This is a genomic window from Sphingobacterium sp. 40-24 (genome assembly GCF_001899705.1).
In the GTDB taxonomy this organism is placed as follows: domain Bacteria; phylum Bacteroidota; class Bacteroidia; order Sphingobacteriales; family Sphingobacteriaceae; genus Sphingobacterium; species Sphingobacterium multivorum.
Map to the genome: position 1 here is coordinate 35,207 of NZ_MKWH01000058.1, position 13,966 is coordinate 49,172.

The 13,966-nt window shown below is 39.9% G+C and carries 12 protein-coding genes; 3 read left to right on the forward strand and 9 right to left on the reverse strand.

Translation table 11 applies throughout. The features are described from left to right. Nucleotides 1-9 precede the first annotated feature (9 nt). Nucleotides 10-528 (reverse strand): VOC family protein, encoded by a 519-nt coding sequence (locus BGP15_RS21370; protein ID WP_286770710.1) that lies wholly within the window; start codon nt 526-528, stop codon nt 10-12. A 266-nt stretch (nt 529-794) separates the two neighbouring features. Between BGP15_RS21370 and BGP15_RS21375 the strand changes: the two genes are divergently transcribed. Continuing rightward, on the forward strand, nt 795-1,820 hold the full coding sequence (locus tag BGP15_RS21375; RefSeq protein WP_070563890.1) for a threonine aldolase family protein: 1,026 nt from the start codon (nt 795-797) through the stop codon (nt 1,818-1,820). A 93-nt stretch (nt 1,821-1,913) separates the two neighbouring features. On the opposite strand, the gene BGP15_RS21380 is transcribed toward BGP15_RS21375, so the two are convergent. The 7 genes from BGP15_RS21380 to BGP15_RS21410 form a co-directional block, all read right to left on the reverse strand. Continuing rightward, nucleotides 1,914-2,630, reverse strand: coding sequence for an MIP family channel protein (locus BGP15_RS21380; RefSeq protein WP_046673518.1), 717 nt, complete (start codon nt 2,628-2,630; stop codon nt 1,914-1,916). Nucleotides 2,631-2,759: 129 nt separating this feature from the next. Continuing rightward, the gene (locus tag BGP15_RS21385; RefSeq protein ID WP_286751966.1) at nt 2,760-4,976 is read right to left on the reverse strand and encodes a DUF4838 domain-containing protein; all 2,217 of its coding nucleotides are present in this window, start codon (nt 4,974-4,976) and stop codon (nt 2,760-2,762) included. 1 nt (nt 4,977) lies between these two features. Continuing rightward, a complete protein-coding gene (locus BGP15_RS21390) occupies nt 4,978-6,510 on the reverse strand; it encodes a YaiO family outer membrane beta-barrel protein (RefSeq protein WP_286770711.1) in 1,533 nt (510 codons plus the stop codon). A gap of 4 nt (nt 6,511-6,514) precedes the next feature. Continuing rightward, on the reverse strand, nt 6,515-7,951 hold the full coding sequence (locus BGP15_RS21395) for a glycosyltransferase family 2 protein (protein ID WP_286770712.1): 1,437 nt from the start codon (nt 7,949-7,951) through the stop codon (nt 6,515-6,517). Between the two features lie 39 nt (nt 7,952-7,990). Continuing rightward, entirely contained in the window at nt 7,991-9,127 is a 1,137-nt protein-coding gene (locus tag BGP15_RS21400) for a HEAT repeat domain-containing protein (RefSeq protein ID WP_286751969.1), read from the reverse strand. Beyond that, nucleotides 9,120-9,500 (reverse strand): response regulator, encoded by a 381-nt coding sequence (locus BGP15_RS21405; RefSeq protein ID WP_046673523.1) that lies wholly within the window; start codon nt 9,498-9,500, stop codon nt 9,120-9,122. Before BGP15_RS21405 ends, BGP15_RS21400 begins: the two co-directional genes overlap by 8 nt. Nucleotides 9,501-9,667: 167 nt before the next feature. Then, on the reverse strand, nt 9,668-10,747 hold the full coding sequence (locus tag BGP15_RS21410) for an NAD(P)H-dependent flavin oxidoreductase (protein ID WP_286751970.1): 1,080 nt from the start codon (nt 10,745-10,747) through the stop codon (nt 9,668-9,670). Nucleotides 10,748-10,922: 175 nt separating this feature from the next. On the opposite strand from BGP15_RS21410, the gene BGP15_RS21415 reads away from it, so the two are divergent. Further along, nucleotides 10,923-11,915 (forward strand): 2-hydroxyacid dehydrogenase, encoded by a 993-nt coding sequence (locus BGP15_RS21415; protein ID WP_286770713.1) that lies wholly within the window; start codon nt 10,923-10,925, stop codon nt 11,913-11,915. 165 nt (nt 11,916-12,080) lie between these two features. Here BGP15_RS21415 and BGP15_RS21420 read toward each other — a convergent pair whose 3' ends face one another. After that, nucleotides 12,081-12,419: a winged helix-turn-helix transcriptional regulator gene (locus BGP15_RS21420; RefSeq protein ID WP_112375470.1), complete on the reverse strand. Its 339-nt coding sequence runs from the start codon at nt 12,417-12,419 to the stop codon at nt 12,081-12,083. A 118-nt stretch (nt 12,420-12,537) separates the two neighbouring features. Here BGP15_RS21420 and BGP15_RS21425 point away from each other — a divergent pair, with 118 nt between their 5' ends. Continuing rightward, nucleotides 12,538-13,941, forward strand: a complete 1,404-nt coding sequence (locus BGP15_RS21425) for an MFS transporter (RefSeq protein ID WP_286751971.1) — start codon at nt 12,538-12,540, stop codon at nt 13,939-13,941. Nucleotides 13,942-13,966 lie beyond the last annotated feature (25 nt).

Consider the following 13,966-nt stretch of genomic DNA (forward strand, 5'->3'; position numbering starts at 1 on the left):
TGAATAGACCTATTTTGTCGTTTTGGCCCCCATATCGATGCCCATCTTTTCATAAGCAACATCATTCGGCTGCCAAAGCTCTATTTTATTTCCTTCAATATCCATGATATGAACAAATTTGCCATAGTCAAAGGACTCGATCTTATCAAGTACCGTAACTCCCTCCTTCTTCAATTGATCGATTAGAAGTTCAATATCGGCAACCCGATAATTGATCATAAAGTCTTTGTCCGAGGGACCAAAATAGCTTGTACTCTCTTTAAAAGGGCTCCATTGCGTAAATCCTTTTTTCGTACTATCAGCACCCTGATACCACTCAAATACAGCGCCGTAAGAATTTGTTGCCAGTCCCAGATGATCGGCATACCAGGCCCTTAATTTTTTAGGATCTTTGCACTTGAAGAAAATTCCGCCTATACCAGTTACTCTTTTTAACTCGACAGGTCGGTTCAAATTGCTCATGGTATTAAAGGCGTACCCCATTCCAAACGCCAGCGAAATACTCGCAACAAATACGACTCTTTTCATAATTTGATAAGGATAAATATTTATTTCTACCTCCTCTCCCAAATTTAATCATAAGTTTTGAAAAAACATTTACAGTGCAAAACAACATATTCTTTTCTTATACGCTCAGAATGTTATATTCATAGCTTTTATCCCATTTTTTTCCTGCTCAGATTGTTAAAAAACGATATTGTATTTATACATTTGACTCGGTCAAGATTCATTTATCATCCTGGTAATGCGTTTGACGTACTTAGTAAATAGCATCTGAAGTAAAAAACAGCGTTATGTATAATTTTAAAAACGATTATTCCGAAGGGGCGCACCCCCGCATTTTAGATAAACTTATTGAAACAAATCTGATACAACAAGCCGGCTATGGCGAAGATGAATATGCTAAAGCAGCAAAAAGCATTTTGAAGAAAAAGATAGCGAACGAGCAAGCTGTTGTTTACTTTTTATCTGGCGGAACACAGACCAATCTACTTGTGCTATCCTTTCTCTTACGTATCCATGAAGCCGTAATTAGCGCAAAAACGGGGCACATATCGGCCAATGAAACTGGCGCTATCGAAGCAACTGGACACAAAGTCATTACTGTCGAAACACTTGATGGAAAACTAACGCCGAAGGATATTACAAAAACGTTAAAGGAACATGCACTGGCACCACATGTCGTAAAGCCAAGAATAGTGTATATTTCCAATTCGACTGAAATTGGCACGATCTATACGCTGACAGAATTGGAAGCACTTTATGTATGTTGTCAAGAACATCATCTTTTACTTTATCTGGATGGAGCTCGGTTGGGGCATGCTTTGATGGCTGAAAACAACGATCTAACACTGAAAGACATTGGAAATTATGCTGACGTATTCTATATTGGCGGGACGAAAAACGGTGCGCTTTTAGGTGAAGCCGTAGTGTTTAATAAACCCGAATTGGCACTGGATTTTGACTATGCAATCAAGCAGAAGGGCGCTTTGCTTGCCAAGGGCCGGGTTTTATCCATTCAGTTTCTCGAGCTCTTTAAAGATGATTTATATTTTGAACTAGCGCAAAAAGCAAATTCCTACGCTATGCGGATCGCTCAGGTGATCAAAGAAAAAGGCCATTCATTTTTGACAGACTCAACCACTAATCAAATTTTCCCGATTTTACCCAAATCTGTCATAGAGACATTGAGTCAGAAATACCAGTTTTATATTTGGAAGGAAATAGATAATGATTATGCTGCTATTCGCCTGATTACCTCCTGGGCCACCGACGAGGAGCAGGTTGCAAGTTTTATGGAGGCCATATTGAAATCTTAGTGATCCTGCCTCTAGGCTTATCAATCACTCCTAAATGAAAGCGTCCAATAGGTATGTTGTACCCATTGGACGCATCCGATAAAATGAAAAAAATTAGTCTTTAGGTTCCAACGCTTTCCAAACAACCGCTGCAACTGCAGCACCCACGAGCGGCGCAACGATAAATAACCATAGCTGAGACAAAGCTTGCCCCCCCGCTAAAATGGCAGGACCAAATGAACGTGCTGGGTTAACGGATGTACCCGTTACAGGGATAGCAACGAGGTGGATTAATAGCAGTGTAAAACCGATTGCAAGTCCAGCCATTGTACTGTTACCTACTTTAGAGGTTGTCGCTAATATCACAAATAGAAAAAGAAACGTTAACACTGCTTCGATCAGAAAGGCAGAAGCAGTACCATACTCGTTTTGATAACCCTTTCCCCATCCGTTGGAGCCATAGGCCCATTCACCTGCAGTAAAGCCGGCCAGCTGTCCACTCAAAATCTGTTGAAGAACAAATGCTCCCAAAAGTGCGCCAATAAATTGAGCAATGATATACACAATTGCATCCTTAGCAGACATTTTACCCGCCAATAATACACCAACCGTAACGGCAGGATTGATATGACAACCTGAGATTCCTCCGATCGCATAAGCAAAAACCACGACCGAAAGGCCGAAGGCAACTGCAATACCCAAAAGGCCAAGGCCAGAAAGTCCAGCTGTGGTATTGGCCCCTGCAATTGCGGCAGCTCCACAACCAAAAAGTACCAAACCAAATGTTCCAATTAGTTCGGCAACAAATTTTGAAGATGTTTTAATTTCCATATGAATCTGTTTATAACTTAGTTAACTCTAATTTAATCATTTTCCGTATTAAATTAAAGCACTAAAAAATTTATTGTAGAACAATATCCACACACTATTAAAATCAGTTCTATAGATACATCTTCAACATCAGTTTATCCATATTTCATCACAGGCTATAAGCGCGTTCCGTTTCGGATGATACCTCCATTCAGGTAATTTTGCTAAGGGCTCAGCATAGACTCGAATGACCTTAACACGGTCGTTTATCAAAGCTCGATAGCGAACCTTCTCCACTGTATAATCTTCCTCCTGAGATTCAAGTTTCCTCAGCAGCACATCTTGAAAATCTTCGCCATTTTTGGATACCGAAATGCGGACTTCCTTTGGTGAAAATATCCAATGTCGGACATCCTTTAGAAAATTAAGCTCAATTGTATCGATGTGTTTTTCCTGTTCAAAATCAAACGTAATATCCATCGGCTCCCCATTCCATAGCAACCAGTTGTAGCTATAATCCATGTATCCTGGGACACTATCGGAGAGGGTTTCCAGACCATTGGCAGGGAAGGAAGGATCGAATGGATTTTTCAGTTTTATACTTGCTTGGGAAGCTTTGTTCGTTCTGACTCCAGCATTGAATATTTCGCTCCATTCTTTTGCATAAGCATCAGGTGACGCCCCCCCTTCGGCAAGTTCTATTACCCCCAGCCTTTTGGCGTCTTTAATAAATTGAGTGACTTTACGGCTTACATTAGGTCTTACAACCCAATGGTCGCCGTCTTGCTCAAAGATACCATGCTGATGCGGACCATAGAACCGTGCTTGTTGCAAGTAGGTGTAATCCAAGCCTAAACCGACACGTCTAATACGCGATTCTAATAAAGGATTTCCTTCACTTGCAATTTCAGCTTTTTCTAACAATGTACTGTATTGATCCATAGCTTCGGGACTCAAAAAATCCTTTCTATTATCAATTGGATTTCCATAAATCGACAAAGCGGAGGAAGCTCCAGGCAAGTGATTTCTTCGCAGATCGAGATATTTCTTAATAAATGGCGCAGCCTTACCATAATAGCCCTCAATAAATTCATCTGTCAATTGCTCTTCTGAACGACCATCTGTATCCCAGGCAAGGTTAGCCAAAATATAAGCATTTAACTCCGCCATATCACTATAGGTCGCTCCGCCACCTTGTAAGAATACCCCTTCTACCCCTTGTCCTTTCAAATATTGCATGCTTTTCTGCATCGTTCCTTGAATGGGGAATGGGGCAAGATAATTGGTAAACTGAGTCAAATAATCCCATACAAACACATGCTTCGCTTTCGATTTCCAAGCGCCCAATTGTCTACGGAAAGTTGCTGCAGAATATTCACTACTGATATCATTTTTCCGAAAAGCATCGATATTACTTAATATAACCGAAACATTATCTGCGACGCGAAGATGCGCTGGAGCATTAGCCGATTCGAGATACGCCAGCGTCGTAAATTTCTTGTCTGGAAATTTTCCGGCCACCCTATTCACAAAGTGGATCAAGGAGCCCTGTGCTCCTCCTTCGCGCTTATCAATGGCTTGGCAAAGATCGCAAGTACAGCTTCCAATGTCGTCATTGGCTGCTATGGACCAATAGATAGCCGTTGGATTTTCAAGCATCCTTTTCTTAAAGTAAGCGACTGTATGAGTAAAAACTTCTTCATTGGAAAGACAGAGCTGAATCGGTTGGCGCTTCCCATCATACAGCGCGTAATATTCCGGATGATCTTTAAAGTAAATCGATGGTGGCAATATTTTACTGAAGGTATGGCCCCAGTCCCCCCATCTATCTTCCAAATTATGTAGGCCATACCAGTCCATGTACTCCTGATCCAATTCCACAGGGAAATAAACTTCTCTAAATTGAAAATTAGGCTTTGAAAAGATTTTTAAATCGGCATCCACATATAACGCAGTACACTTTGGAACATCGGTACTTTCTTTACCTGTATACCACTTTCGCCCACCAATAACATCCCTGACATAACGGTACGCCGCAAATATTACACCTCTACCACTTCCTTTGATGTAAATATTTTTTCCTACAGCTTCAATCGAATAACTGTCTTCAGGGGACGCATTTGTTATTGGGCTTCTTTCCAAAATAATGGCATGTGTATCATCAACTTTGGCTTGTATTGCAAAATCTACACCTGTGCTTTCTTTTGTAAAGGTGTTTATCACCGCAGCAGCTTTTTGTACAACAGGATCATTTGCATCCGCCTGGATGACATAATCCGTTTTCCCATTGTCCACCAATACCATTCTTTCCTTACCCTGAACTATCGTTACCAAAGACAATAGACCTAACATAAACTTCCACATCATATTAAAAATATCTCCTTAATGATAGATTTAGATCATACTGGTTCATAAATCTATTTTCAGCAACTTTGTAATAGCTCCAACCGCCCATGAGTGTAAAACCCCAAGCATCTATGCGATGTTGCCAGCCTGCATTAATTGATCGGGATAAAAAATTGAAACGGTTGTTTAGGAATTGATAACGCGATGGATCATCTGGCGAAGTCCCCACATTACCGATTAGTGTGACATAGGAATCCGGTTTTTCACTGTTATAATAATGTCGGATCGCGAGGGAGTAGGCTTGGTTCCATCGCTGTTCATCACGTAACAAAAATCCCCTTAAATAGACAAAAGTTGGCCCAAAATATCGGCCTGCCGAAGCGACAAGTCCGTAATTATTTGTATTGTCATTTGCACGAACATACCTTCCTCCGAAATCGAAGAGCCACAATCCCGCTTCCCGATATAGGCTATAAGATGCGCGCCATGTTGGAAAAACACTACCATCAGCCCAAGCTATCTGGTGATAGGCATATATATTTTTACTGTAGTTAAGCCAAGCATCCAAACCGACCTGATAACCTTTCTCACCACGTCTATTCCCGTAATTAAACTGTCCGATAAGTGTATTTTTCTCCCCTAATTTTTGGCCATATTCCAGACCTGAAATAAAGAAATGTCCATTTGGCCGATCTTGCGAACTTTGCATATGATTTGCTCCAATATAAAACTTATAAGGCATATTCTCGCGGTAAACTTTGGTCAAATGCTGATATTGTACATTTTCTGGTATCTTCGCTACCAGCTGATTCATATAACCCAATGCCGTTGAATAATCTTTGTTTAGTGCGGCAATGTTTGCTAATTGTTCGGTAACAAAAATCGAACTGTCACCTCTGCTCCATAAAGTTTCGAAATCAGTCTTCGCTTTCCCGTATTCTCTATTCGTCATAAAAGCACTTGATCGCAGGTATAAGAAACGATTGTCTGCAGGATCAGCATGTTGTATACTGTCCGAATAAGCCAATGCTTGAAATACATCTCCCTTTTCGACGAAATTCCGTCCCCTTTTATACCAGATATCGATGCACGCATCACGGTCACGTGTTAACTTCCTATGTTCAAATTCGCTATACAACCTGATGATTTCAGCGTCCATCGGAAACCGTTTACGTGCGGATTGCCAGGTAATCGTTGCTTTTTCAGGCTGATTAGAAGACTCATATAGTGCAGCTAATGAAAGATACGCATCTCTGTAGCTCGGCTCGCTCGAAACCACTGCTTCAAAATAGGGAATCGCCCAGTCGGCTCGCCCCATCTTCTGATAGCTCAATCCCAAGATGTACCTAAAATCCGTGTATTTAGGATATTTTGATAATACGGTTTGGCTCAATGCAATGGATTCCCCCACTCTTCCTGCTCGCAGGTAGCCAGCGGCTTTTGGAACCAAGCTGTCAACGTCGTATGTTTTATTTTGCCAGTTAACCTGCGCATGTACAACTTGCGACAAAAATAGCAAACAAAAAATTAGCGCAGATAGGATTAATTTTTTCATTTTTCTACTTTTTAATGTGATCAGAGGGCAAAGGAGTTATGGTGCCTTTTCGCGTCATTTCCCCCCAGGCATGCTTTTTCCCAAAAAGTTCTTGGACATAGCCCTTAATCGAACTATAAACGATAATGGGATGATAAACAAATGGTTCTATAAATGCGGTGAGGCATAACCTTATAATATCTTTTCGCCGTTTGTAATATTTATAGACATAATTGTCCAGTAAAATGGAAAAACTTGTCAGAAAGACCGAAAACATATAGACGAAGATCAATAAAAGAATAGCCATTGGCCAATTAATGCCATGTGTTAGGATGAGGTAGATATAAAAGAAAATACCTAAAATCTCCATAATAGGGGCAAAAAATTCGAAAATGGCATTGTATGGAAAAACGATGAGTCCAAACCTTTTGTACTTTGGATTAAAAAAGGCCTTACGATGTGTGCGCATAATTTGCATCAAACCCCGCGCCCAGCGTACACGTTGACGCGTTAACATCTTGAGGCTGTCAGGCCCCTCAGTCCAACAGAGCGTCTGCGGAATATACTTGACCTCGTATTTTTGGTTATTGTCACACATGGTCATACACATTCTGGTTACCATCTCCATATCCTCGCCCAAGGAATTAGAATCATATCCGCCCGCAGCAATGAGAATCTCTTTATCAAACAATCCCAATCCCCCAGAAACATTGGGAATACAGTTGAGGTAATTCCAGCCCATTTTACCCAACAGGTATGATCGAATGTATTCCATTTCCTGAAAACGGGTCAATATGGGTTTGGGTAATGCAGCTTCCACCAACATACCGGAATCCACATAACTGGAGTTTGACATCCGTAGTGTTGCGCCCACAGCGATTACACGTTCCTTCGAATCCAGTACAGCTTCGATTAATTGAACCAGGGTGTCATTGGCGAGCACACAATCCACATCGGTATTTAAAATATAAGGAAAGGAAGCTACATTAATTCCAGCATTTACCGCATCGGCCTTACTACCCCCATTTATTTTATCAACGATCGTTAGTCGTTTATGAGAGATGTCCCTGGATTTGTAGATTGCTTTAATCTCCTTACATGGCACCAAATAGTCAACCAAAAAGTCTACCTGGACCAGATCAAACTCTTTAATGAGCTTCTCCAATGTATCATCTTTACTGCCATCATTCACAATAACGACCTCGTATCTGGAGTAAAACAGTGTCATCAGCGAACGTACATTGTTCACGATTGTAACCGATTCATTATATGCTGGTGCGACAATACTTACCCCTGGAGCAATTTCAGACTCCATTAATGTCTGCACACGTCGGGAATTTCTCTTCCGAAGATTCTTCCGGATCGATATGGATGACATCCGAAACAACATGACGTATACAATCAACAGCAAGAGACAATAAAATCCGAAAACAAATTCTATTGAAAATATAAAATGTTTCATATGCAATACTTTTGTGTTATGGAACCAATACCTAGCAATCTATATATAGTGAACCATAGGGTGACTAACATAACGTATAAGCTTATAATCGTCCAAATTTTCAGCAGTTTCAATTTTACGTAAACTTGATGCACTGTAAGGCTTTTGCGCGAGCAGGGAACGATAAGCGTGTTTTCGTAGTGCCAATACTGTACTTTTATCGTTGAAGATGTTCTCTAAAAGATCGATCGATTTTCCTTGACCAAGACGCCCCAATGCTTTTACAATCTCTATCTTGACATTTAAGGGCTGCTCGATGGTGTAAAAATCCACTAACCGACTTTCGCTATCTCTCGCCAGGAGTTTGCCCAATGAGTTGATCGCTTTGTGTAGCGTTTTAGCATCCTGAGCTGAAACGATGAGCTGCCATAATTTTTCTTCATCCAATTGCTGGTAATAGACCATGAGGTCCATCATAAGGCTATTGATTGAAAAAGATTGAGCGCCGTCCAGCCATTGAGAGAACACGTAAGATCCCACATAATCGGTTGAGACAATTGTTTGATAGATATCAAGTGCATCCAGGTCAGTAATTCCTGCAATACCAGAAAAAACCTGATCGAAGGATATTTCACCCCGCACCTGCAAAAGATATTTAAAGGCCGCTACCCGAATTTCAATGCGTGGGCTACTCATCAGCTGCATCAAAACCGCATCCTGGATTTCGACCTTCATCAATGCTAAATCGGCCAAAGATCTTACTGTGGCTGCCACATGGTGGCTCTCGTGTCTTATTTCGTATTGCGCTTCTCTATCGAAGCCCAATTCATTAAATAAACTCCGCATATTTTTTCCTTTCTCTCCACCGATAGTAAAAATATATTCATGCAATATTTGACGGACCACTTTCTGAATGATCGGCTTATGAAGATCCAACGCTAGTTTATCCACCGGATAATGGCTATTCCTATTATCAATCAAAATGTGTTCATAGATAAAATCTCGCAATACAGGATATATTTTAGCATGATATAGGCGATACCGATAGTCGCGATAATAAAAGATAGCAATACCGACAAGACAGCTTACCCAAAATAGAAAGCTCAACACAAGCGCTATCGTAACCAAAATAGGCCAACCCTCACCCTCAAAAAAGGATCGGATGCTATGAATCGTATGTTCTATTTTACTAAGCATGACCTATTCTTAATCGTACACGGGATATCAGTTCAGACGGCGAAATAGGTTTTTTGATATAATCGTTGGCTCCTACTTCGAAACCTTCAACAATGCTGTTGTCATCTCGATAGCCTGAAATAATAATAACGGGCACCTGGTTATTCGTACTGCTTTTCCGAATGCGATCGATTATTTCGTAACCATTAGCAAAGGGTAATGCCAGGTCTGTTATGACCAAATCAATGGTTTCGTCCGAAACCAGCGAAAGGGCTTCTTTACCGGACTTTGCCAGTAAGAGGTCATACCCTTCTCTTACAAGAACAAATTGCATTGTGCTCAATAGAATTTCATTATCTTCGATAACAAGAATTCTCTTTTTTTCGTTCTCCATAGCGGTAGATTTTTAGTTTTTCACGGTGAGACAAAGTTTCGAAAAAAAAAGAAAATGTCTTGTAGATTAACAACTACAGGTGGATTTAAATAATTTAAACGCAGATTTTAAGGATTGTTATCTCTTAAAATGACAATATATTGACATAGCTTATTTCGTGTTTATTGTTAAACAACTAAACTAGTATGTAAAATTTCAACTTCTTCGATCAAGGAACGAATGATATCTGCAGTAGAAAGTTCACTGTAAGAATGTATCGATTGTCCGGTCCAAATGTTGATAAAATCAGCATTTCTATTTATCCTTGCTACTCTTCTTAATTCGCCTGTGAGTTTATTTTGATAAGGATAGGGCAAAATCTTTTGAGCGGCTTCTAAAGCTTCAATGAATTTATTTTTTATACCTCTGGCGTAGCGCCCTGAAAAGCTCCTCGTTAATACGATGTCTGATTCATTAACGCCTGAAAGACGCGCTTTTTCAAAGTCCAGGAGCGCGCTCTCCTTAGATTTGAGTAATAAACTACCCACCTGGAAGCCACTGGCACCTAAGAGCTTTGCAGCATGCAATGTACTAGCGTTGTATAAACCACCGGCATAAATAAGGGGAACATGGACATGCTCTTTTACCTGCGGTAGTAGTGAAAGTCCGCCAATCGCCGGTATTGGAGTCTCGTCAAAACTTCCGCGATGTCCCCCTGCTTCTAGTCCCTGTACACAGATGATGTCAATGCCAGATTCTTCCAAAGCGATTGCTTCTGCCACCGAGGTGCATGTACCAATAAGAGTAACATCATTGTCTTTCAATCGTTTTATACTTTCTGTATCCAAATTTCCAAACGTAAAACTCACAACTTTACACCGATGGGTGATGATTACGTCAATCTGTTCCCTGTAATCGGTCAAATGGATACTATCAAGCTCGGGTAAGGTTACTTTCAAGTCGTGCTGCGCGGCTAATTGCTCCACGAAAGTTTTTGTTTCACTATACTGTTTCCTTAAATCGAATGAAACCTTGGGAATATTATTGACAAAAATATTGACCGCGAAAGGCCGCTTTAGATTTTCGGCAGTCAAACGAATAAGTTCGCTGCAACGTTCTGGCGGCAGATCACCCAAAGATAACGAACCGAGCGCTCCAGCACGCGAGGCTGCAATGACCATTTCTGGTGTCGTAACACCAAACATTGGAGCTTGGATAATCGGATATTCAATACCTATTGATCTTGTGAGTTGATTTGACCACTGCATATCGGGACAATTTAATAGTCTTAAAATTTGTATAACGATCGATGTAATGCGTCTAATTTAGCTTATTTTTTGTTAAATGATGTGATAACTATTGGGAAACATCCTACAACGGAAGTTCCAAATAAGCTATTTATACTGTATATTTATGGTATTCTATTACGTAACAAACAATTTTATGAAAATCGCCTTCTTTTCGACTAAACCATACGACAAATTATTCTTTGAACAGGAAAACAGCGCTTACGGATTTCAGTTTAATTTTTTTGAAACGCATTTAGGTCCACATATTGTCAATGCTATTGAAGATGAGAAAGTGGTCTGCGCATTTGTCAATGATAAACTAAACCGACAAGTGATTGAAGTACTTGCTCAAAAAGGTGTCGAACTGATTGCATTACGCTGTGCTGGTTTTAACAATGTTGACCTGGAGGCGGCAAAGGAGTTTGGCATTCAGGTATGTCGGGTCCCGGCTTATTCCCCAGAAGCAGTTGCAGAGCATACAATGGCAATGTTATTGACATTGAATCGTAAAACCCATAAAGCCTATAACCGCGTAAGGGAGCAAAATTTTGCATTGAATGGCCTTTTAGGATTTAATCTTCACCAGAAAAAAATTGGCATTATTGGAACGGGGAAAATTGGAAAGGCCTTTATCAAAATTGCATTGGGATTTGGGGCAGAAATAATTGCCTATGACTTATATCCCGATCAGCAGCTTACAACACAGGGTGTCAATTACAAATCATTGGATGAGCTCTTTAAAGAATCAGATATCATTTCACTTCATTGTCCCCTAACCTCCGAGAACCACTACCTCATCAATAGCGAGTCATTGGGGAAAATGAAAGACGGCGTTACTATTATTAATACAAGCAGAGGCAATCTGATCAACACCCAAGATGTCATTAAAGCACTCAAAGAACGAAAAATTGGTTTACTGGGTATTGATGTCTATGAACAAGAGGAAAAGTTGTTTTTTAAAGACTTATCGACAACAATTATTGAAGATGAAACAATACAATTATTGATGAGTTATCCGAATGTCTTAGTGACGGCACACCAAGCTTTTTTCACCACAGAAGCATTAACCGAAATTTCGCAAAGAACACTAAGGAGCATCTCAGACCTATCAACCAAAGGAATCACTGACGCCGAGGTCATGCTTTAACAAGACTTCCCATCAAATTTATTTTGAGGTAGCGCTATTAGCAATGTTGTGGCTAAATGCACCTTTTAAAGAAACAGAATGGATGCAAACTGTTGTATCATCGGTACAATTGTCTCATTAGGCATCAGCAAAAATGAGTAGCGAAAGGGAATATAAACTAAATGCCTATCCCCTTTCGCGTTTGTAATCACACCACCACTCATCAAGTCTTTCAATGACCGGCAGTAAAGTTTTACCTAATTCGCTAAGTTTATACTCCACACGTGGTGGAGATTCAGCATAAATCTGTCTACATAAAATACCATCACGTTCGAGCTCACGGAGTTGAACGGTCAAGGTCGTTTGCGCCAGATCTTCCATTTCCCGCCGTAGTTCTCCAAATCTTTTGGGGCATTGTTTGGCAACAGCCTTAATGAGCAAAACTTTCCATTTTCCGCCAATTATCTTAAAAATTCCGTTGACATCACAACAGGCTCCAAAATTTTCACTTTTTTTTTCCTTCATAATCTCCTCATACTTACCATTAGTTCATAAAAACATACCAAGTACATCATTTATAACTACTTGATTGCAAAAAATATCCAAACTATTTTTAATCGTAAAATTATTAAAAACTTTCTATATGCGCTTTCAAATTAAGGATCTACTTCATATTTTCCTCCTTTCAACGGGTATATTTCTTTTCGTCATCGATCTTTTTATCATTAATGTTTCTCTTCCCACGGTTCAACATGCGCTACATCTACGCAATAGTGATACGCAATGGATCATAATACTATATATCATTGGTTACACAAGTCTTCTAATCAATGCAGGGAATGCCGGAAATCATTATGGAAAGAAGAAATTATATTTAATTGGCATGGCTGGTTTTACAGTAGCCTCTCTTTTATGTGGCTTAGCCGATAATCTTTACATTTTATTGGCCGGAAGATTGATCCAAGGGATTAGTTCTGGATTGATGGTTCCACAGGGTATCGCATTGATCACCTTACGTTTTGAAAATCCCGAGAAGAGATCAATGGCATTGGGTATTTATGGGAGTATAGCAGGCATCGCTTCTGTCATCGGTCAATTATTGGGCGGAATACTTCCCGACCAGACCTGGATACATGAAAGCTGGCGTCTTATCTTTTTAATTAATGTTCCCATTGGGGTGGTCGCCTGCTTTGCTGTCTATCGTTATACAGCTAACGATCAAGTCTACGTTAAATCCGCTGTTTCTTTTAAACCAATGGTAACATTATTTACGCTTTTAATGGGAATAATTTTTCCATTAATCATGGGGCCTGACTTGAAATGGCCAATATGGTCACTGCTGGTCCTGGGAACAACGCTTGTTTTTGTCCAGCTATTTCTAAAAAAACAGCGTAAATTAGAAAAGATGGGCTATCCTAGCGTACTCAATTTCACCTTATTCAATAATCGGGTTTTCAATTTGGGTCTGCTGGCCGCATTAGCCTACTATATGGTACAGGACGCTTATTTTATCATAAATTCCAATTACCTTCAAAATCAAAAGAATTATACAGCAACAATGACCGGAATTGCCTTTGTTTATCAAGGTATAGGTTATGTATTGGCAAGCGTTATGGTCAGCAAGTTGATACAGCGTCATGGAAAAATTGTGGTGCTTTATGGATTAGGCATCATGATTTTGGGATTGGTTGCACATCTTTTCATTTTTAATAGGATGCTTTTAAATAACTACCAGATACATACCCTGTTCTTTTTTTACGGCATTGGTTGCGGTAGTGTACTACCTGCATTAATGACTCTTGCCTTAAAAGACCTCAATGAAAAATTAATTTCAGTCGGATCTGCCATCTATCTTACGATACAACAACTATCAATATGCCTGGGAATCACATTTATCGTCGGTGTATTTCTACATCAAAAAGAAAATAAATTTTTCATTTGGCAGCATATTTCATCAGCTTATGGCTACTCGATCGCACTATCGGTCATATTGCTCTTATTTGTCCTAGGTTTTATAGCTTATTTACCTTCACAAAAGGTAAAATAGCAGGTAATTTGTATAGGGTTTAGCT